Source organism: Mycobacterium sp. SMC-11, assembly GCF_046250095.1.
Lineage (GTDB): Bacteria > Actinomycetota > Actinomycetes > Mycobacteriales > Mycobacteriaceae > Mycobacterium > Mycobacterium heraklionense_A.
Genome location: NZ_CP176430.1, coordinates 3,875,084 through 3,895,809, shown reverse-complemented (window position 1 = coordinate 3,895,809; position 20,726 = coordinate 3,875,084). Strand labels below are relative to the sequence as shown.

19 protein-coding genes are annotated in these 20,726 nt (G+C 66.4%); 12 read left to right on the top strand and 7 right to left on the bottom strand.

The window, feature by feature from the left end; genetic code table 11:
* The first annotated feature begins 10 nt into the window (after positions 1–10).
* Genes ACKY0X_RS18485 through ACKY0X_RS18470 form a run of 4 tightly spaced genes read left to right on the top strand, consistent with a single transcriptional unit; the run spans position 11 to position 5,832 of the window.
* Positions 11–1,201, top strand: a complete 1,191-nt coding sequence (locus ACKY0X_RS18485) for a cytochrome P450 (protein ID WP_409429694.1) — start codon at positions 11–13, stop codon at positions 1,199–1,201.
* A 24-nt stretch (positions 1,202–1,225) separates the two neighbouring features.
* Positions 1,226–2,422, top strand: a complete 1,197-nt coding sequence (locus ACKY0X_RS18480) for an amidohydrolase family protein (protein ID WP_409427205.1) — start codon at positions 1,226–1,228, stop codon at positions 2,420–2,422.
* Between the two features lie 37 nt (positions 2,423–2,459).
* Positions 2,460–3,425 carry an enoyl-CoA hydratase/isomerase family protein gene (locus tag ACKY0X_RS18475; protein ID WP_409427204.1) on the top strand — a complete coding sequence of 322 codons (966 nt, stop codon included), beginning with the start codon at positions 2,460–2,462 and terminating at the stop codon, positions 3,423–3,425.
* Positions 3,426–3,429: 4 nt separating this feature from the next.
* Positions 3,430–5,832 carry a CaiB/BaiF CoA transferase family protein gene (locus tag ACKY0X_RS18470; protein ID WP_409427203.1) on the top strand — a complete coding sequence of 801 codons (2,403 nt, stop codon included), beginning with the start codon at positions 3,430–3,432 and terminating at the stop codon, positions 5,830–5,832.
* An 8-nt stretch (positions 5,833–5,840) separates the two neighbouring features.
* Here ACKY0X_RS18470 and ACKY0X_RS18465 read toward each other — a convergent pair whose 3' ends face one another.
* The 6 genes from ACKY0X_RS18465 to ACKY0X_RS18440 form a co-directional block, all read right to left on the bottom strand.
* The gene (locus ACKY0X_RS18465) at positions 5,841–6,902 is read right to left on the bottom strand and encodes an LLM class flavin-dependent oxidoreductase (RefSeq protein ID WP_409427202.1); all 1,062 of its coding nucleotides are present in this window, start codon (positions 6,900–6,902) and stop codon (positions 5,841–5,843) included.
* Positions 6,902–7,405, bottom strand: a complete 504-nt coding sequence (locus tag ACKY0X_RS18460; protein WP_409427201.1) for an SRPBCC family protein — start codon at positions 7,403–7,405, stop codon at positions 6,902–6,904. Before ACKY0X_RS18460 ends, ACKY0X_RS18465 begins: the two co-directional genes overlap by 1 nt.
* A gap of 11 nt (positions 7,406–7,416) precedes the next feature.
* A complete protein-coding gene (locus ACKY0X_RS18455) occupies positions 7,417–8,022 on the bottom strand; it encodes a TetR/AcrR family transcriptional regulator (protein WP_409427200.1) in 606 nt (201 codons plus the stop codon).
* A 192-nt stretch (positions 8,023–8,214) separates the two neighbouring features.
* On the bottom strand, positions 8,215–9,054 hold the full coding sequence (locus tag ACKY0X_RS18450; RefSeq protein WP_240175346.1) for a mycofactocin-coupled SDR family oxidoreductase: 840 nt from the start codon (positions 9,052–9,054) through the stop codon (positions 8,215–8,217).
* A gap of 35 nt (positions 9,055–9,089) precedes the next feature.
* A complete protein-coding gene (locus tag ACKY0X_RS18445) occupies positions 9,090–10,292 on the bottom strand; it encodes a cytochrome P450 (RefSeq protein WP_409427199.1) in 1,203 nt (400 codons plus the stop codon).
* Between the two features lie 29 nt (positions 10,293–10,321).
* On the bottom strand, positions 10,322–11,620 hold the full coding sequence (locus ACKY0X_RS18440; RefSeq protein WP_409427198.1) for a cytochrome P450: 1,299 nt from the start codon (positions 11,618–11,620) through the stop codon (positions 10,322–10,324).
* A gap of 140 nt (positions 11,621–11,760) precedes the next feature.
* On the opposite strand from ACKY0X_RS18440, the gene ACKY0X_RS18435 reads away from it, so the two are divergent.
* Positions 11,761–12,414 carry a TetR family transcriptional regulator gene (locus ACKY0X_RS18435; RefSeq protein WP_409427197.1) on the top strand — a complete coding sequence of 218 codons (654 nt, stop codon included), beginning with the start codon at positions 11,761–11,763 and terminating at the stop codon, positions 12,412–12,414.
* Here ACKY0X_RS18435 and ACKY0X_RS18430 read toward each other — a convergent pair.
* Positions 12,411–13,154, bottom strand: a complete 744-nt coding sequence (locus tag ACKY0X_RS18430; RefSeq protein WP_409427196.1) for an enoyl-CoA hydratase/isomerase family protein — start codon at positions 13,152–13,154, stop codon at positions 12,411–12,413. The two genes, ACKY0X_RS18435 and ACKY0X_RS18430, sit on opposite strands and share 4 nt — an antisense overlap.
* Positions 13,155–13,211: 57 nt before the next feature.
* Here ACKY0X_RS18430 and ACKY0X_RS18425 point away from each other — a divergent pair, with 57 nt between their 5' ends.
* The 7 genes from ACKY0X_RS18425 to ACKY0X_RS18395 all read left to right on the top strand — a co-directional run bounded on the left by ACKY0X_RS18425 (position 13,212) and on the right by ACKY0X_RS18395 (position 20,722).
* Entirely contained in the window at positions 13,212–14,792 is a 1,581-nt protein-coding gene (locus ACKY0X_RS18425; RefSeq protein ID WP_409427195.1) for an AMP-binding protein, read from the top strand.
* A 35-nt stretch (positions 14,793–14,827) separates the two neighbouring features.
* Positions 14,828–16,018, top strand: coding sequence for an amidohydrolase family protein (locus tag ACKY0X_RS18420; RefSeq protein ID WP_065040853.1), 1,191 nt, complete (start codon positions 14,828–14,830; stop codon positions 16,016–16,018).
* 2 nt (positions 16,019–16,020) lie between these two features.
* Positions 16,021–17,484, top strand: a complete 1,464-nt coding sequence (locus ACKY0X_RS18415; protein WP_409427194.1) for a FadD3 family acyl-CoA ligase — start codon at positions 16,021–16,023, stop codon at positions 17,482–17,484.
* Positions 17,485–17,490: 6 nt separating this feature from the next.
* Entirely contained in the window at positions 17,491–17,673 is a 183-nt protein-coding gene (locus ACKY0X_RS18410) for a bacterioferritin-associated ferredoxin (protein ID WP_409427193.1), read from the top strand.
* 39 nt (positions 17,674–17,712) lie between these two features.
* Positions 17,713–18,327, top strand: coding sequence for a TetR/AcrR family transcriptional regulator (locus tag ACKY0X_RS18405; RefSeq protein ID WP_409427192.1), 615 nt, complete (start codon positions 17,713–17,715; stop codon positions 18,325–18,327).
* Positions 18,328–18,379: 52 nt separating this feature from the next.
* On the top strand, positions 18,380–19,069 hold the full coding sequence (locus ACKY0X_RS18400; RefSeq protein WP_409427191.1) for a hypothetical protein: 690 nt from the start codon (positions 18,380–18,382) through the stop codon (positions 19,067–19,069).
* A 120-nt stretch (positions 19,070–19,189) separates the two neighbouring features.
* Positions 19,190–20,722, top strand: coding sequence for a nitric oxide reductase activation protein NorD (locus tag ACKY0X_RS18395; protein WP_409429693.1), 1,533 nt, complete (start codon positions 19,190–19,192; stop codon positions 20,720–20,722).
* Positions 20,723–20,726: the final 4 nt, after the last annotated feature.

The window sequence follows — 20,726 nt, the reverse complement described above, 5'->3', positions numbered from 1 at the left end:
GGAGTATCCGATGAGCCGTGACGGCCGGTGCCCGTTCGCGCCGCCGCCGGAGACCATGACACTGGCCGCACAGCGGCCGCTGAGCCGGGTGCGGATCTGGGACGGCAGCACCCCGTGGCTGATCACCGGCTACGAGGCGGTGCGCACCCTGTTCTCCGATCCCCGCGTGAGCGTCGACGACCACCAGCCCGGATTCCCGCACTGGAACGAGATGATGCGCGCCAGCGTCGACCACCGACCCAAGTCGGTGTTCACCACCGACGGCGCCGAACACATCCGGTACCGGCGGATTCTGTCCCCGGGCCTGACCATGAAACGGGTCGACGCCCTGGCCCCGGTCGCGCAACGCATCACCGACGAACACATCGACGCGATCCTGGCCGGACCGCAACCGGCCGACCTGATCGAGGGATTCGCGCTGCCGATTCCCTCCCTGGTCATCAGCGAACTGCTCGGCGTGCCCTATGAGGACCACGAGTTCTTCCAGCAGCACGCCACCATGGGCGTGGACCGCAACGCCACCTCCGACGACCTCGCCGAGGGCGCCACCGGACTCTCCAGGTACCTGGTTCAGCTGCTGGAGACCCGGATGGCCGAACCGGCCGACGACATGGTCTCCGATCTGGGCAAGCGGGTGAAAAACGGTGAGCTGTCGGTGCGCGAGGCCACCCAGCTGGGCACCGGGATGCTCATCGCCGGGCATGAGACCACCGCGAACATGATCGGCCTGGGCATCGTGGCGTTGCTACACGAACCCGACAAGATCGCCGAGAGGACAGCGGTGTTCCGCGGCAACGACGACGCCGCGATCGCCAACGCGATCGAGGAACTGCTGCGCTACCTGTCGATCATCCACACCGGCCAGCGCCGGGTGGCCCTCGAGGACATCGAGATCGGCGGCGAGACCATTCGCGCCGGTGAGGGCATCATCATCGACTTGGCGCCGGCCAACTGGGATGCCTCGGTCTTCCCTGAGCCGGATGCACTCGACCTGGCGCGCCCGGCCCGCCAACACATGGCGTTCGGGTTCGGCCCGCACCAGTGCGTCGGTCAGCAGCTGGCCCGCGCCGAGATGGTGATCGCCTTCCGCACCCTGTTCCAGCGCATCCCCACCCTGAAGCTGGCGGTGGACATCGACGAGATCCCGTTCAAACACGACCGGCTCGCCTACGGCGTCTACGAACTCCCCGTCACCTGGTAACCATCCGATTGGAAGTGGATTGACATGGCCAGCACATCAACTGAAGCCGCCGCGTTTCACGGCACAGCGTTCTATCCCGCCGGCGGCTACGGGGCGCCCAAGGACCGGCACGGGCGCGCCGGTGCGGGCATAGCTGGTGTCGGCCTCCCGGCCGGCACCGAAGTGTTCTCCGCCGACAACCACATCTCGATCGCCGACGACATCTTCTACCAACGGTTCCCCGAGGACCTCAAGGACAAGGCGCCCCGCATCTGGTACGAGGACGGCGCGTACATGGTCGGCCGCAAGGGGCAGTCGTTCCTACCGGGCGACTTCTCGGCGGTGCTCATGCAATACGACGATCTGGCCGGTGCGGCCAGCAGCAACATCGAGGCACGGATCGCCGAGCTGGCCACCGACGGCGTCGACAAGGAACTGGCGTTCCCGAACGCGGTACTCGCATTGTTTCATTTCCCCGACAAAGAGCTGCGGGAGAGGGTTTTTCGCATCTACAACGAGTACATGGCCGAGTTGCAGGAGCGGTCGAACGGCCACTTCTACGGGGTAGGCCTGATCAACTGGTGGGACCCCGCCGGCGCCAGGCGTACCCTGGCCGAACTGAAGTCCTTGGGACTCAAGACGTTCCTGCTGCCGCTGAACCCCGGCAAGGACGACGACGGCAACATCATCGACTTCGGTGCCCGGGTGATGGACCCGGTCTGGGATGAGATCGAACAGGCCGGGCTACCGATCACCCACCACATCGGTGAAACCCCGCCGAAGACGCCGTGCGAGGTCAACAGTGTCGTGGTGGGCATGATGGTCAATGTCGACTCGTTCCGCGAACAGTTCGCCAAATACATCTTCTCCGGCATCCTCGACCGTCACCCGGGACTGCGGATCGGCTGGTTCGAAGGCGGGATCGCCTGGGTTCCCACCGCTCTGCAGGACGCCGAACACCTGCTGGCCTCCTATCAGCACATGTTCACCCACCAACTGCAGCACGACATCCGGCACTACTGGGACACCCACATGAGCGCGTCGTTCATGGTCGACCCACTCGGCCTGCGACTGATCGATCAGATCGGGGTGGACAAGGTGATGTGGTCGTCGGACTACCCGCACAACGAGAGCACCTTTGGCTACTCGGAGAAGTCATTGGCCAACGTTGTCGCGGCCCTGGGACCGCAGGACGCGGCGAAAGTGGTGAGCAGCAACATCAAAGCGTTCCTGGGTGTCTGATGGCGACTGCTGCGGCAACTAGAGGAGTAGACGGCTAATGTCAGACACGCCAGGGCCTTCCGAGCGGCCGTCCGCCGAAGAGATCATCCGCTACCACAAGGACCCGGCCAACAAGATCGCCACCATCACCTTCGACCGGCCCGAGTACCTCAACGCACCGACCTCGTCGGCGCGACTGCGCTACGCGGACCTGCTGCGTGGAGCCAGCGTGGACAACGACGTCAAAGTCGTGGTGATCCGTGGTGTCGGGGACAACCTGGGCAGCGGTGCGGACCTTCCCGAGTTCATGGAGGGCGTCGAAGATCCCGAAAAGCGATTGGCCGAGCTGCGTTTGGACGGCATGGACGTCAATTACCCGCCCCAGGGCACCTTTCGCAACGGCGCCACCATCAGCGCCTGGTACGCCAATGTGCAGGCCGGCAACCGGCCGCTGCAGGAGCTCAAGAAGATCAGCATCGTCGAGGCCAAGGGCTACTGCTACGGCTGGCACTTCTACCAGGCCGCCGACGCCGATCTGGTGATCTCCAGCGACGACGCACTGTTCGGCCACCCGTCCTTCCGCTACTACGGCTGGGGGCCGCGGATGTGGACTTGGGTGCAGATGATGGGGCTTCGCAAATTCTCCGAGATGGTCTTCACCGGACGGCCTTTCACTGCCGCCGACATGGAGAAGTGCAACTTCCTCAACAAGGTTGTCCCACGCGACCAACTCGAAGCCGAGGTCGAAAAGTACGCGCTGGCCTGCGCGCGCAATCGCCCGGTCGACACCGTGTTCATGCAGAAGATGTTCTTCGAGGTCTACAAGCAGCATCAGGGTGAGTACATGGGCAGCCTGCTGTCGGCGTTCTTCGAGTCGATGGGCTCCGGTGTGGCGCCCGACGCCGATGACCTGATGCTCGACGACGCCATCGAGTCCGGTCTGTCCGGAGCGGTCAAGGACAACGACTCGAGGTTCCCGCCCGACTTCCGGCTGAGTAAGTCCAGTCGCAACAAGGAATCCTGACGTCGTGACGCCGCTGCACGGCTATACCGTCGTCGACCTGTCCGACGGTATCGCCGGCGCCTACGCCACCAAGATGCTTGCCGACGGGGGAGCGACGGTGGTAGATGTCGAACCCCCGCACGGGGATTCGCTGCGCCGCTGGTCGGCATCACGGGCTGAGGTCGATCCGGCGTCCGGCGGTGCGCTGTTCAGTTTCCTGGGCTGCTCCAAACACAGTGTGGTCGCCGACCCCGCCAACGCCGACGACATCGAGTTCGTGCATCGGCTGCTGGCCTCCGCCGACGCGGTGGTGTGGTCGCCGGACGGGGCCGTCGGGCGGCACCCGTCGTTGGCGCCGGCCGAGATCCATCGGCGGCACCCGCACCTGGTGGTCACCGCCATTACGCCGTTCGGATTGGAAGGTCCGTGGCGAGACCGCCCGGCCACCGAGTTCACCCTGCAGGCCTGGTCGGGGGGAGCGGTCGGGCTCGGCCGCGGATCGCAGGATCGCGCACCGGTACACGTCGGCGGACAGGTCGGGGACTGGCTCGCCGGGGCGTATGCGGCCGCGATGACGTTGGCGTCGCGGGTCCGCGCGCTGCGCGACGGCCGCGGGGAGTTGATCGACCTGTCCGCGCTGGAAGCCCAGATCCTCGGCCTCACTTACTATCCCGTCACGTACTTCCAGGTCCTCGATCGCCCGTGGCGGTCCGAACGCCGGCCGACGGTGCCCGGCGTGGCCGAGGCCGCCGACGGCCTGGTCGCGCTGGGCTGCGGCACCGCCCAGCAGTGGTTCGACCTGTGTGCGATGTCGGGACACGACGAGTGGATCGACGAGAACTCGCCGCTGTCGATCACCGAGCAGGCGAACCTGCACGCGCCGGAGCTGTACCAGTGGGTGCGCAGTCACAAGGTCGACGATGTCCGCGACCTGGCGTCGGCCTTCCGGATACCCAACTCGCCGGTCGGCAACGGGGAGAACGTGCCGACGTTTGACCACTTCCGGCATCGCGAGGTGTTCACCCGCAACCCACGAGACAGGTTCGTCCAACCGGTACCGCCCTATCGGCTGCGCGGTGTGGCGTTACAGACGCCGACTCCGGCTCCGCGGCTGGGCGAACACACCGACTTCTACCGACAGCTGCCGCCGGTGCGCCCCGACGCCCCGGCTTCGGAACCCGCCGGGGACCGGTTGCCGCTGCGCGGAATACGCGTACTGGACATGACCACTTTCTGGGCCGGGCCGTCGTGCACGCACCTGCTGGCCATGCTCGGCGCCGAGGTGATCCATCTCGAGTCGACCCGCCATCCCGACGGCACCCGGCTGATCGCCGGGATACCGGTCAGCGACGAGTCATGGTGGGAGAAGTCTCCGATCTTCTCGGCGCTCAACACCAACAAGAAGGGCCTGACGCTGGACTTCCAGGCCGAGGCCGGCCGCGACGTGCTGCACCGCCTGATCGCCGGCTGCGATGTCATCGTCGAGAACTTCACCCCCCGCGTCGTCGAGAATCTGGGTCTGGACTTCGACTTCGTGCAGTCGCTGCGCAACGACGTGATCATGCTGCGAATGCCCGGATTCGGATTGGACGGCCCGTGGCGGGATAACCCGGCGTTCGCCTACGTCATCGAGGACGCCTCCGGCCTGAGCTGGCTGACCGGCTACCCCGATCGCAACCCCTACGAGCCGTACTCGATCGGTGACCCGAACGCGGGCGTGCATGCGCTGACGGGTCTGCTGCTGGCCCTGGAGCATCGGCGCCGCACCGGGCAGGGTGTGCTGGTGGAGGCGGCCATGGTCGACGCCGCACTCAACATCGCCGCCGAGCAGGTGATCGAATACTCCGCCAACGGCGCGTTGCTGCAACGTGACGGAAACCGCGGGCCGGCGGCCGCCCCGCAGAACTTCTATCGGACCGCCGGCGTCGACGAATTCGGCAGGCAAGACTGCTGGGTCGCGGTTGCGGTCGCTACCGATGAGCAGTGGGCCAGTCTGCGGGCTGCGCTGGGTGACCCGGCCTGGGCCGCCGATCCGGACTTATCGAAAGCGACCGGACGACGCGCCCGCCACGACCTGATCGACGAACAGCTGTCCGCCTGGTGCGCGAGGCGCAGCGCCGACGACGTCGTCGCAGCACTGTGGGACGCCGGGGTACCGGTCGGCAAGGTCATGCAACCGCATCGCCAGACCGAGTTGGCGCAGCTGGCCGAGCGGAACTTCTTCGAGCGGGTCGATCACCCGGTCAACGGTGCCGCTCCGCACAGCACACTGCCGGCCCGAATGTCGCAGGGCCCGAGCCGTATTCATACCCGACCGGCACCGCTACTGGGCCAGCACAATCATGAGCTGCTCAGCGAGCTGGGGCTTACCGAGGCCGAGATCGCCGCGTTGGCAGCCGATGGGGTTATCGGCAGCGCACCCGGATAGCTGGGCCGCTACCGCCCGGTGCGCGTGATCGAGTGCACCAGCTCGATCGCGGCGCCCAGCGTGGTGATCCGATCTTCGAGGCGCTCGCCGGCCGGGTAGACCCGCACGGTGTCCACCCCGGCGTCGCACCAGACCTGCAGGCGATCGCGGACCATTGCGGGGGTGCCGATCAAGGTGGTGGCCAGCACCATCTCGTCGGTGATCAGCGCGGCGGCGCCTGCCCGGTCGCCGGCCTGCCAGCGTTCCTTCACTGCGGCCGCGACATCCGACCAGCCCTGACGACTGTAGGCCTGGTTGTAGAAATTGGTACTGGCCGAACCCATTCCGCCCAGGCTGAAGGCCAGCTCGGTCTTGCGGCTGTCGATCAGTTCCTTCAAATGCTTCTCGTCGTCGGCGAACGATACTTCGGCGCCCTGACAGACGTCGAGGTCCGCTCGAGTGCGCCCGGAGCGGGCCAGGCCGCTGTCGAGATGGGTGAAGTAGGCCGCGCCGGCGCCCTCGGGCACGAAGCTGGTGCCCAGCCAGCCGTCGGCGACTTCGCCGGTCAGCGTCAGCATCGCCGGGGTCAGGCTGGCCAGATACAGCGGGATCGGGTGTTCGGCGCGCATCGACAACCGCATGGGCTTGGTGGCCGAACCGGGGCGGGGGATCTGGAACTGTTTGCCGCTATAGGCGATGCGCTCTCCGGCGATCGCCTGCCGGATGACCTCGATGGTCTCGCGCATCCGGCCGAGTGGCCGGTCGAAGGACTGACCGTGCAGCCCCTCAATGACCTGCGGGCCCGAGGCACCCAGACCGAGCAGAAACCGACCCCCGGACAGGTTGGACAGCGTGATGGCGGCTTGGGCGATGGCCACCGGGGTCCGGGTGGACAGCTGGATGATCCCCGATCCCAGCAGCATTCGGTCGGTGCACGCGGCGTAGTAGCCCAGCGCCGAGACCGCATCCGCACCCCAGGCCTCGGCGACCCAGCAGATGTCCAGGCCCATCTTCTCGGCCTCGCGGACCAGCAGCTTCTGATGGTCCCAGCTGCCGACGCTGGCCGCTTCCAGCGTGATCGCCGCGCGCATCAGTGCTCGGCGCGCTGTTTGAGGTGATCGAGGGTGGCCGTCATACCCGCCTCGAATTCACGCAGCCGCACGAACACGATCTTCTGTTCCTTGTCCGGCATCGCAGAGATGGCTAGCGAAAGCCCGGACGGCGCGGGCCCCAGCTGCATCCATTCGGTCAGGCGGGTGCCGGTCCCTTCCGGGACCAGGCTCAACCGCCACGACGAAGTGGGGTTGTCGGGATCGCTGACGGCCCAACCGAACACCGTCAGCGGTTCGAACTCGACCACTTCGGAGATCGTGGACCATTCCCCGAGGGCGGGATGCCGGTTATACCCGGTGAACCGAGCGCCCAGCCGGGGCCCATCACCGTCGGCCCATTCGACCCGCTGGAGTTCCTGACTGCTCTCGGCGACCGCGTGGATGTCGCTGGCCAGTTCCCAGACTCGCTCCGGCGGGGCGTCGATCCAGGTGGACACCTCCACCGTCGGTGCGTCGGCGTATACGGCCCCGGTCCATTCCATGGCGGTTCCTCTCAGTTGCTGCCCGGGCGACCGGCCGGGTCGGCTGTGGTGCAGAACAGGGTTCGGGCGGAGACCAGGACCCGCAGCTCGCCGGCGACATCGTCCAGCGGCTGCAGGCTCGCCTCGGTGCGGCACATGATGATCGCGCCCTGCATCGCGGCGATGCACATGGTCGCCAGCCGCCCGGCCGCGTCCGCGTCCAGCCCGTCGGTCACCAAGCAGTCGACCAGCCGGGTCTTCCACGCCGCGAAAATCCGTTCGGCGTGATGGAGCAGCGGCGACTCGGGGCCGGAACTGACCGCGACCGATACCACCGGGCACCCGGCGGCATAGCCGGTCTCGGTCAGCATCTTTCGCCAGAAGGCGGCCAGTCGATCGAGCACCGCGATCGCGCCTCCGGCTGCGGAGCCGGTGATGAGTGCGCCGATCGCGTCGCCGCCGAGTTGAACGGCTTCGTCGAGGATCTGGGCGCGTCCGCCCGGAAAGTGGTGATAGATCGAGCCGCGGGGCGCGCCACTGCGGCTCACCAGGGTGTCCAGGGTGATGCCGTCGGCGCCGCGTTCGCGCAGCAGTTCCACGGCGGTCAGGACCATCGCCTGCCGGGTGTCGCGCGCCATCGGCCGATTATGATGGGTGGCATAATCGCGCGTCAATAGTGCGAGGCGATCGCGCGTAATACGGCACAGGACCCCGCGCACTCACCGATAGATTATGACTTCCTACATATCGGCGGCTCGTTGACTCTGCGCTCAGGGCGGGGGTTTCTCGCACTTTCCCGCCCTGGACGCAGAGTCAACGGACTCAGACAGCTATTTCAGGCAGCTTCCCGCGTCGACCGGCAAGGTGACGCCGGTGATGTAGCGGGCTTCGTCGGAGGCCAGGAACAGCACGGCGTTGCTGATGTCCACCGCGTCCACCCAGGGCACCGGCAGGGTGTGGAACATCTGGCAGATCGGCGCCATGTCATCGGGGCCCGGGTTCTCCAGGTCCGGCCGGAACATCTTCCAGGTGCCCTCGTTCATGATCATGCCGGTGCTGACGTGGGTGGGGTGCACGGTGTTCACCCGAATGTTCTGGTGCCCCAACTCGACGGCGAAGGAGCGCATGATGCCCACCACGCCGTGCTTGGCCGCGACGTAGTTGCCGCAGTGCGGGTAGGCCTTCAGCCCGCCGACGGAGCTGGTCAGGATGATCGACCCGCCCTTGCCGCCGGAAATGAGGTGCGGGACACCCGCTTTGACCGTCTTCCACACGCCCGACAGGTTGATGTCGATCATCTCCTGCCAGTCGTGTTCGCTGCACTGGTCCAGGGTGTCGCCGCCGTTGCCGATGCCGGCGTTGGCAACGATGATGTCCAGGCGACCCAACTCCTCCACACCGGCGTCCACCGCGGCCTTGAGTCCGTCGAAGTCGCGCACATCGACTTCGGCGGTGAAGATCCGGCGGCCGCGGGCCTTGACCAGGTCGACGGTCTCGGCCAGCTCCTCCGGGGTGGCCGGCGGGATGGGCGAGTTCTCGACGATCGGCTTACAGACGTCGATCGCGATGATGTCGGCGCCCTCCTCGGCCAGCCGCACCGCGTGACTGCGACCCTGGCCGTGGGCCGCGCCGGTGATGAACGCGACCTTGCCCTCAACACGTCCAGCCATGGGGAAACCTCAATTCGTAAGTTGTAGAAGTAGATTCATCCGACCGAAGCGGGCATGGACTCCCACCCGCGGACCGTCGAAGTCGGTGACAGTGCCGCGCTGGTGAGGTCGACGTCCCACTCGGGGAAGCGTTTGAGAATCTCCTCCAATGCGATTCGCCCTTCCAGGCGGGCCAGCGCGGCGCCCAGGCAGTAGTGCGCGCCCACACTGAAAGTCAGGTGCTGGCGTGCCTCGCGGTGGATGTCGAAAACGTCCCCGTCGGGGGCGAACCGGCGATGGTCGCGGTTGGCCGCGCCGATCAGCATCATCATCACGCTGCCTTCGGGCACGGTCTGGCCGTAGTACTCCACATCGCGGGTGACGTAGCGCGCCACATGCGGTGCCGGCGGCTCGAAACGCAACAGCTCTTCGATCGCCTGCGGGATCAGCGCCGGGTTCGCCACCAACTCACGACGCTGGTCGGGATGCTCGGCCAGCACCTTGCCGGTCCAGCCGATCAGCCGGGTGGTGGTCTCGTTTCCGGCCCCGGCCACCAGCATCACGTACATCAGCAGCTCGTCGCGGGTCAGCCGCCGGGTGGTGCCGGATTCGTCGGTGAATTCGACGTTGAGCAGCTCGGTCATGATGTCGTCGGACGGGTGCTCGACGCGCCAGTCAAGATAGTCGGCGAAGATCGAACCGTCGTCGAAGCCTTCGGACGCAACCGTCATCGGCTTGCCGGCTTCGGTGCGCATGTTGTCATTCGAGCGGTCCCGAATGATCTCCTGATCGGCTTCGGGAATGCCCACCAGCATGCCGATCACGCGCATCGGCATCTGCGCGCCCAGGTCGGCTACGAAATCGAGGCGGCCGGAACCGATCAGGGGATCGAGGCAACGAGCGCAGTACTCGCGGATCTTGGATTCGAGTTCGGCGATCTTGCGCGGGGTGAACATCCGGGCCAGCAGCTTGCGGTGGATGTCGTGGATCGGCGGATCCTCGAACAGAATCAGCCCCGGCGGGATCGGGGTATTGGCCTTGATCAGCTCCAGAATCGCCCCGCGCGCCGAGCTGAACGTCTGGTGATCGACCAGGGCCTTGTTGACGTCATCGAACCGGCTCAGCGCGTAGAAGTCGTGCTCGGCGTTGTAGTACAGCGGTGCCTCTTCGCGAAGCCGACGAAACATCGGGTACGGATTGCTGTTGAGGTCAACGTCATACGGGTCGTAGCGCGCTTCGTCGGTGGTGGTCACCGTCATGTTCTTGGTCCCTTCGGCAGAGCTGCGGTCTACAGGCCGGCGCTGACCGGAGCCGCCACCGGGGTGAATTCCAGGTGCAGTTCGGTAAGGCCGCGCAGGATGAAGGTCGGTTCGAAGGTGAACCGGCGCTCGCTGGCCGGGCCGTGCTGGGTCTCGTCGAGCCGGATGTCGGTCATACGATCCAGGATTCGTTCCAGCGAGATGCGGCTCTCGGCGCGTGCCAGCGGTGAACCCGGACAGGTGTGGCTGCCGCGGGCGAACGCCAGGTGCTCGCGGACATTGGGCCGGTCGATCCGCAGTTCGTGCGGGCTCTCGAATTTGCGGGGATCACGGTTGACGGCGCCGGGGAACATCACCACGACGGTGCCGGCCTTCAGCTCGACCCCGCCCAGGGTGGTGGTCTTGCGCACCAGCCGAGGATCGGTCTTCACCGGGCTTTCCAGGCGCAGCGTCTCCTCGAGGAAGTTCGGGATCTTGCTGCGGTCGCTGCGCAGCTGCTCCACCAGGGCCGGATCCTCGGCCATGAACCGCAACGCGGCGCTGAGCAGCTTGGTGGTGGTCTCCTGGCCGGCCCCGAACAGGAAGGTGGCGCTCTTGACCACGTCGATGATCTCGGGAATCGACCCGTCCTCGTAGGTGGCGGTGGCCAGGTCGGTCAGCACGTCGGCGCGCGGGTTCTCCCGCCGGTCGGACAGATAGCGGCTGAACTTGTCGTCCAGCCATGCCAGCGGATCGTGGGCCAGCTCTTCGTGATCCAGCGATCCGATGCGGGCGCCGGGTTGCGGCGCGCCCAGCACCTCCTGGAACGCCGGTCGGTCGGCGTCGGGCACACCGAGCAGATCGGCGACCACCAGCAGCGCGAACGGCCTCGCATACTCCGAGAGGAACTCGCAGCTGCCGCGCTCGATGAAGTAGTCGAGCTGGCGGTCGGCCAGCTGCCACATGAAGTCCTGGTTCTCCTTGAGCCGCTTCGGGGTGAGCAGCCGGCTCAGTATCGACCGGGCCTTGGTGTGCATCGGCGGGTCCATGGTGACCATGTGCTCGGTCATCGGCATGAGGTGGCGGTGCGCCTCGATCTGCTCGCTGATGTCGTCGCCCTCGGGGGTGAACGGCAGCGGCGGGAACGGTCCGCCGACCGCGACCAGGTTGGAGTAGGTGTCGGAGTCGCGGTAGATCTCGTTGGCCTCTTCGTGGCCGGTCACCGCGACCACGTCATACACGCCCAGCGGGGTGACCGGGTTCTGCGCCCGCAGGTAGTCGAAGTACGGGTGAGGATCGGGTACCAGGGACTGATCGGTGAAGAAATCGATCGTCGCGAAGTCAGTCAACGTGGACCTCTCTGCAGAACGGGCTGACAGATGCTGTGCACCTGCTTAGCATGGGCGGGGTTGGGGGGTCAAGGGTTGCGGCGCCACTACGATGGCCGCCGAAGGTGTAAAGGTGACGACAACGATGCGGAGCAAACGGTATGCCCGAATCGGCTAAGGGGCAGCGCAGGATTGGGGCCCCGGACGCGAAGAACCGGACCTTGTTGCTCGACGCTGCCGAAGAGCTGCTGCTGACCGCAGGCGCCGGGGCGGTGAGCTCGCGTCGCGTGGCCGAGCGGGCGGGCCTCAAGCATCAGCTCGTGCACTACTACTTCCGCACCATGGACGACCTGTTCCTGGCGATGTTCCGCCGGCGCGGCGACCAGGGCCTGGCCGAACAGGCGGCGGTGTTGGCGTCGCCGCAGCCGCTCTGGGCGCTGTGGCGATTCAACACCGATCCGGCATGGACGGCGTTGACCATGCAGTTCATCACCGTGGCCAACGAGCGCGAGGCCTTGCGGGCCGAGATCGCCACTTACGCCGAGCGGCTGCGCGCCGAACAGATCGCGGCGGTGTCCGGGCTCTTTGCTCGATACGGCGTCGACGACGCGGAGTTCCCGCCGACGGTGCTGATGGTTCTCATGACCAGCGCCTCGCGGATGCTGATCATCGAGCAGGAGGCGCTGGGCATGACTCTCGGCCATCCCGAGACCATCGAGTTCGTCGAGCGCTGGCTGCAACGGCTCGAGGGTGACCCGCCGCCGTGCGCGCCGCTCTCGGGCGTCGCGCTGGCTTCGGGCCCCGCCGAGCATTAGCGCTGTTTCCTGCCTTGTTGGAGGCGATCGGCGGCCTCCCAATGCTCGTCGGCGACCCACAACCGGGCGAACGCCGCCACCGCCTCGTCCGCCGATGCGCCACCGAGCACTCGTTTGATCTCACCGGCCGACGGGTTGGCCAATGACCGGGCCAACGCGCGCCATTCGGCGTCGAAAGACTCCCTGGGGACCACCCGATTGACCAGGCCGATGCGCTCGGCCGCCGAAGCGTCCAGCATGGCCCCGGTACCGGCCAGCAGCAGCGCCTGACTGTGTCCGACCAATTTGCCCAGCCGCTCGGCGCCGCCCCAGGCCGGCATGATCGCCAGGGACACCTGATTGAACGCGATCTTGATATCGGCGGCCGCGATCCGGATGTCGGCGGCCACCGCCACCTCGGCGCCACCGCCCAACGCGTGACCGTTCAGGGCCGCGATCACCGGTGCCGGGAACGCAGCGATCCGATCGCACAGGGTGCGCATCCGCCAGGCCATGGCCGCCGCTTCGGCTTCGGTGCGCAGGGCGGCGAGCTGCTTGAGGTCGCCGCCGGAGACGAAGGCACGGTCGCCGCCGCCGGTGATCACCAGGGCCTGCGCCCCGGCGACCTTGTCCAGCGCGCGGTCGAGTTGCTCCATGGTCTCGGGGGCGATGGCGTTGCGGGCCTGGGGCCGGTCGATGGTGATGATGGCCAGGCCGTCATCGAGTTGTACGTCCAGCTCGTCCGGACAGTCGTGACCCATGGCTCTCCGCTCAAGATATTGGCATTCTCAAAAACGGAGAATAGCATCGCGGGCAAGATGCGAAAGATTCCTGCCGACCTGGTTCGGCGCTACGAAGAGCAGGGATGGTGGACCCGCGAAACACTCGGTGACCTGCTCGCCGCCGGGTTGGCGGCCAGCGCCGAGGCCGGGTTCGAGGTGCACTCCGCGGTTCGGCCGTGGCGGGGGAGTTTTGCCGACGTGGAGCTGGTTGCCCGCCGGCTGGCGGCCGGCCTGCGAGCTCGTGGCGTCGGTCCTGGTGACGTGGTGGCCCTGCAGCTGCCGAATTGGATGGAGGCCGCCGCGGCGTTCTGGGCGGCGGCGTTTCTGGGTGCGGTCGTGGTGCCCGTCGTGCATTTCTACGGTCCACGGGAACTGGGCTTCATCCTGTCCGCCAGCCGGCCGCGGGTGTTCATCACCGCCGAGCGGTTCGGGCGGATGAGTTTCCGTCCCGAGTTGTGCGCCGACATCCCGGTCGTCGGGGTGGTGGGGAGGGATGGCGGAGCCGAAGATTCCGTGGGAGTGCCCTTCGAAGACCTGCTCGCCGACGAACCGATGGCGGGCACCCTGACCACCGACCCCGGGGCGCCCGCGTTGATCGCATTCACCTCCGGGACCACCCGTGAACCCAAGGGTGTGATCCACAGTCACCAGACCCTGTGCTGCGAGACCCGCCAGCTGCTCGCCAACTACCCCAAGGATCGCGGCCGACAGCTCACCGCCACTCCGGTCGGGCATTTCATCGGCATGGTCGGGGCGTTTCTCATCCCGGTGTTGGAGGGGGCGCCGATCGACCTCGCCGACGTCTGGGATCCCGGCAAGGTGCTGGCGCTGATGGCAGAGCAGGGGGTGTCGATCGGTGGCGGGCCGCCGTATTTCGTCACCAGCCTGCTCGACCACCCGGACTTCACCGACGCCCACCTGCAGCACATCCGCCACGTCGGCCTGGGTGGGTCGACGGTGCCGGGTGCAGTCACCCGCCGACTTGCCGACCTGGGCATCTTCGTCTTCCGCTCCTACGGCAGCACCGAGCACCCGTCGATCACCGGGTCGCGCCCGAGTGCTCCCGAGGACAAGCGATTGTTCACCGACGGCGATGCCCGGCCCGGCGTGGAGGTGCGGTTGGCCCCCGACGGCGAAATCCTCAGCCGGGGACCCGACCTGTGCCTGGGCTACACCGACGACGTGCTGACCGCGGCGGCCTTCGACGCCGACGGGTGGTATCACACTGGCGACATCGGGGTGCTCGACGCCGACGGGTATCTGACCATCACCGACCGCAAGGCTGACGTGATCATCCGCGGCGGCGAGAACATCAGCGCGGTAGCGGTCGAGGACGTCCTGCTGGCGATGCCGGCGGTGGCCGAAGCGGTCGTGGTCGCGGCGCCGGATGCCCGGCTGGGGGAGCGGGCGGTCGCGGTGCTGCGACTCAAATCGGGGTGCGAGCTGCCGACCATGTCGCAGGTTCGGGAGCACTTCGAGCGGATGGGCGTCGCGCGACAGAAGTGGCCCGAGGAATTGCGGGAGGTTGAGGACTTCCCCCGCACCGCCAGCGGCAAGGTGCAGAAATACCTGGTCCGCAAGCAGCTCGCCGAGAGTGTTGCAACGACACCTTCGTGAGAATAAGATTCTCATGAACCGAAAAGGAGCATTTCATGGGCCAACTGTCACATCGCGTGGACGTCCCGTTCCCCTTGTTCGATGCGGATAACCACCTCTACGAGCCGCCCGAAGCGCTGACCAAGTACCTGCCCAAGGAGTACAAGGACGTCGTCCAGTACGTCGAGGTCAACGGGCGCACCAAGATCGCCATTCGCGGCCAGATCAGCAACTACATCCCTAACCCCACCTTCTCGGTGGTCGCCAAGCCCGGCGCCTGGGAGGAGTACTTCAAGTACGGCAATCCCGACGGCAAGAGCAAGCGTGAACTGTTCGGCGAGCCGATGAAGTCCATCCCGGCGTTCTTCGAGCCCGCCCCGCGGTTGGAGCTGATGAACGAGCTGGGTATCGACCGCTCGCTGATGTTCCCGACGCTCGCCAGCCTCATCGAGGAGCGGCTGCGCGACGACCCGGTCACCATCCACGTCATCATCCACGCGCTGAACCAGTGGCTGGACGAGGTCTGGGGCTTCAACTACCAGAACCGCATCTTCACCACGCCGGTCATCACGCTTCCGATCGTCGAGAAGGCGATTGAGGAACTGGAGTGGGTGGTCAAGCGCGGCGCTCGGGCGATTCTGATCCGCCCGGCACCGGTGCCCGGCTTCCGCGGTCCGCGTTCGTTCGCGCTGCCGGAATTCGACCCGTTCTGGGAGAAGTGCGTCGAATACGACGTCTTCATCGGGATGCACTCGTCGGACAGCGGCTATTCCCGCTACACCTCCGAGTGGGACGGTGCGGTGGAAGAGATGCTGCCGTTCCAGACCAATGCCATGGGCATCCTCAACGAGTGGCGTCCGATCCAGGATGCGGTGGCCTCGTGGGTGATTCACGGTGCGCTGTTCCGTCATCCGAAGCTGAAGGTCGGCATCGTGGAAGCCGGCTCCAAGTGGATGTTCCCGCTGTTGGACTCCATGGCCGAGGTCTACCGGAAGGCTCCCGAGGCGTTCCTCGGAAACCCGATGGAGGAGATCAAGAACCGGATCTACGTCAGCCCGTTCTACGAGGAGGGCATCGACGACCTGATCAACCTGGTCGGTGTGGACCAGGTGCTCTACGGTTCGGACTGGCCGCACCCAGAGGGCCTGGCCGAGCCGACCCACTACATCACCGCGCTGTCGCATCTGCCCATCGAGGACCAGGCCAAGATCATGGGCGGCAATCTCGGTCGGCTCGTCACCGTCTAGGGGTGTCACGCTGGGAGACCATCCCCGAGATGGTCCTAAGTGTCGGCGATCGCTTCGGGGATGCCGAGGCGATCGCCGACGGCCCGGTACGGTTGAGCTTCGCTGAGCTTGCTGATCGGGTCCGTTGCGCGGCAGGAGCATTCGCAGCGGCGGGTGTCGCCAAGGGCGATCGGGTGGCGATCTGGGCGCCGAATTCGGCGGACTGGATCATCGCCGCATTCGGGCTACTGACCGCCGGCGGTGTCTTGGTTCCGGTCAACACCCGGTTCAAACCGAGCGAGGCCGGGGACATCATCCGCCGCAGTGGCGCCAAGCTCGTCCTGGTGGAGAAGGGCTTTCTGGGCCTGGATTTCAGTGCCCCGCCCGGTGTTCCGGTGATCGACCTGAAATCGGATTTCTTGAGCAACGGTTCGCCACTACAACGCAGCGTGGCGGGCGCTGACATCGCCGACATCATCTTCACTTCGGGTACCACCGGTCGGCCCAAAGGCGTGATGATGACCCATCAGCAGAACCTGCGGCTCTATGCCGAATGGTGCGATCTGGCCGACCTGCGCGAGGGCGACCGGTATCTGATGGTGAACCCCTACTTCCACACCTTCGGCTACAAGGCGGGCTGCATCGCCGCGTGCATCCGGGGCGCCACCATGGTGCCGGTGCGGGTCTTCGACGTCGACACGGTGGCCGAACTCATTGAATCCGAGCGCATCACGATGCTCCCGGGCCCGCCGACGCTGTATCAGTCACTGCTGGACGCGCGGGGGACTCGCGACCTGTCGTCGCTGCGTGCCGCCGTCACCGGGGCCGCGGACATCCCGGTGGACCTGATCCGCCGGATCCGCAATGAACTGCCGTTTCGATCCATCATGACCGGTTACGGGCTCACCGAGGCCGGTACGGTGACGGCCTCCCGGCGCGGCGACTCGTTCGAAGACATCGCGACCACGGCGGGGCAGGCCTGTGAAGACATCGAGGTGAGTATTGCCGCTGACGGAGAGGTCCTGGTGCGCGGCTACAACGTGATGGTCGGCTACCTCGACGATCCGGATGCGACCGCCGAGGCCATCGACGCGCAAGGCTGGTTGCACACCGGGGACGTCGGCACGCTGGACGCCGACGGCCGACTGCGCATCGTCGGTCGCAAGAAGGACATGTTCATCGTCGGAGGCTTCAACGCCTATCCCGCCGAGATCGAGGGCTTCCTACTGGAGCATCCGGGGATCTCGCAGGTTGCGGTGATCGGCGTGCCCGATCCGCGAATGGGTCAGGTGGGCAAGGCGTTTGTGGTGAGAAGTGCCGCGGCCGCGCCGCTCTCCGAGACGGATCTGATCGCCTGGAGTCGCGACCGAATGGCCGGGTTCAAGGTGCCGCGCTCGGTGTGTTTCGTCGACGCGCTACCGCTGAACGCCACCGGCAAGGTGGACAAAGCGCAGCTGGAGGCAAGGGCCCTCGAGACCGGGGCCTGACGCGCCGTGTATATCTGCTTGTGCGCCGGTGTGACCAGCCAGCAGGTCATCGACGCGGCCCGAGCCGGTGCCACGACCACCAAGCAGGTCGGCGAGTGCACCGGGGCCGGGACGGTGTGTGGACGCTGCCGAAACAACATCCGGGCCCTGATCTCGACGACCCTGCAGGAATCCAAAACGCTGACTTGAGTCACTCGCTGTGCGTCGGGCCGCCAAGCGGCTACTGTCGTGGCCGTGGTGGACAAGCCGGAGAAGATGACGGCGCGCGAAGCCCGGCGGCTGCAGACGCGCGAGCGGTTGCTGGGCGCGGCGACCGCGGAGTTCAAGCGCACCGGAATGGCTCAGGCCGACGTCGGCGCCATCGTGGCCGCCGCCGGCGTCGCGCACGGCACGTTCTTTTTCCACTTCCCCACCAAGGAGCATGTGCTGCTGGAGTTGGAGCGCCGGGAGGAAGAGCGAATCGCCAAGCAGTTTGAGAAGTATCTCGTCAAGCATCACGACCTTTCCGATGCCCTGGCCGAATCCGCGCGCCTGATCATCGATTTAGAGCGGCGCCTGGGCGATCCGCTGTTCACCGAGTTCCTGGCGCTGCACTTCTCGCCGACCCGGCCGCCGGCCGAGAACGGCGAGCATCACCCGCTGATCGTTCTGATCGCCGAGCGAATCGAACTGGCGCGGGAGTGCGGCGAGATCGACGATGACGTGGTGGCCATGAACAGTGCCGTCTTCTTTCTGCTTGGCCTGTATGCACTCCTGATCACCACCCACGACTGGCCGACCCGGCCGGAGTTGGTCGCCGACTACCTGACCAGAACGCTGCGCAGCCTGGGGGCCACGCGATAAGCCCTTGAGAAAGTTATTGACTTAAGTCAGTGAGTTTCTTACCGTCGTAGGCGTGCGACAGCTAGCGCGCGACGGCCTCGGGCTCGATGAGCACCTGGCGCAGTCACGGGCCGCGCAGCGCCGAGCAGACCGGTGGATGACCTGTGGGGGCATGCTTATCGGTACGGCAGCATGCGGTGTCTTCGGTCTACCGCTCTTTCTGCGGGGAATCTGGTTGCAGCGCAACGCCCAGCGCGACGGACTGACCGTGCGGCCCATGCTGGTGACACTGCTGGGCTACCTGGTGATCATCGACGCCGCGATCAACGCCGTGGGCTGGGCGCTGGACACGGTGGCCAATCACACCCTGCTGGCTCGGGTGCTGCTCAACGGCTGGGGCGCGATGTTCGACGGCGGCTACTTCTGGCACTACAACGAGCTGTGGATCGGCGGCGCGGCCGGCCCCGGTGAAAAAGGCTGGGAGATCGGCCTGATCTTCACCGTCTTCACCATGCGCATCGCCGCGGCGATCGGGTTTCTGCAGATGAAGCGGTGGGGTCATCAGTGGATGGTGGTGACCTGCTGGATGGGCGTGGTGATCTGGATCGGCTACGTGTTCAGCATGACCATGTACGCCGATGTGCGTTACGCCGGTGTGGTGTTCCCGGTGATCGGCTGGTGGCTCTACGACATCTTCTACATCACACCGTTTTTGGCGATCCCGTACCTGCACACCGTCAACCGGGAGATCTTCTCCGACTGACCAACGATAGGAAACCATGATGACCTGGCTTTGGGAGATTCTGCGCTACGTCGCCGCATGGGGCGGAACATGTTTGATCATCGCGTTCTGGTACTGGATGTTCTCCAGCATCGGAACCTTCTGACCGAGGCGGACGTGGACCCCCTGGCGTTGGAGACCAGCTGCGCGCTGACGGCAGTCGCATTGAGCGACCGACGCCGCGACTGTGCACGGTTGATGACCGGCGCCCGAAGAAGTTTCAGCCTGAACCCGAATCTGTCCACCGTCTATGTGCCGCATCCGCCGCATTCCTCAGGGCCGGGCTGGACCAGACGGACGCTGACTTGCGGGGTGGCGCTGCAATGCTCTCCCTCCAAGGAGCGAATCGCACAGTTCCGGTTGGCCGACCTATCGCCGCGTGAGCTTGCGGCCCTGACGTTCGTGGAGTCGCAGGTGGCCCTCGGTTGGGTGGCTGGGCGGTGGCCGGGCCTGGTGGCCGAGCTGCAGCGGGTGCTGCCGGACCTCGAACCCGCCGATCCCGAAATGGCGGCCGACGAGATGTTCGATCGCGCGGCCGCCTTGGCGCGCACCCGGCAACCGCTGGCCGGGCATCCACTGACCGGAACGCTCCCGGCCGCTTGGACCGAGCCGGGGCGGCTGGCCTCCTCGGTGCGCCGCCTTGGCCGCATGCCGTGGTCCAGCAACCAAAAGCGGCGCCCCCGTCCGTATTCGGTACCGGTGGGTGGTGACGGAGGAGTTCGCAACCCCACCATGCCGCTGCCGAGCCGACCCGAAGACGACGATCGCTTCCTGGGCCGCGACCGGCGAGCGGGTATCCCGTACCCCGAGTGGAACATGCACACCGGCAGCCTGTTGTCCGACTACGTCGCGGTGGTGGAATGCGACCGACGAACACCATCGGGCGAACCCTCACCGGCCGCGATCGAACTGCGTAAATGGTTCGAACAACACACCATGCGCGCTATGACCAATCGGCTCGCCGACGGATCCGATCTCGACGTCGACGCCTACGTCAGTCACCGTCTCGACGTGCTGGCCGGGGAGGCGGGGGAGCCGCGCATCTTCCGGGAGTTGCTGCCGGCAGGCCGGGACGTGACCACCGCGCTGCTTCTCGATGCGAGCTCGTCGCTGGGGGTGCACGGTGGCCGGCTGTTCGGCCTGGAGCTGGCCTGCGCGGACGCGCTCTCGGCAGCGATGACGAGCGCGCGTCAGCGCCACGGCATCTTCGCGTTCACCGGCAACACCCGCCACCACGTGGAAGTGAACTGCCTCAAAGACTTCGGCGACCGCAAGTTCGTCGCACCGAGCGGTCTGGGACTGCGCACCGGCGGCTACACCCGGTTGGGTGCACCGCTGCGTCACCTGACCAGCCGGCTGCTGGCGCAGCCTTCCGAGCGGCGGCTGCTCATCATGATCGGTGATGGACTGATGTCCGACGAGGGCTACGAAGGCCGATACGCCTGGGCCGATGTCGCGCATGCCGTCGAAGAAGCCGACCAGGCCGGCGTGTGCGTGTACTACGTCGGCGTCGGGCCCGTGCGCGTCGATCCACTCCCCGAGGTGTTCGGACCGCGCCGTTCCCAACGGATTCGGCGGGTCGCCGAACTACCGCGCGTATTGGCCCACGTACACCGCGAACTGACCGCAGCATGACCGA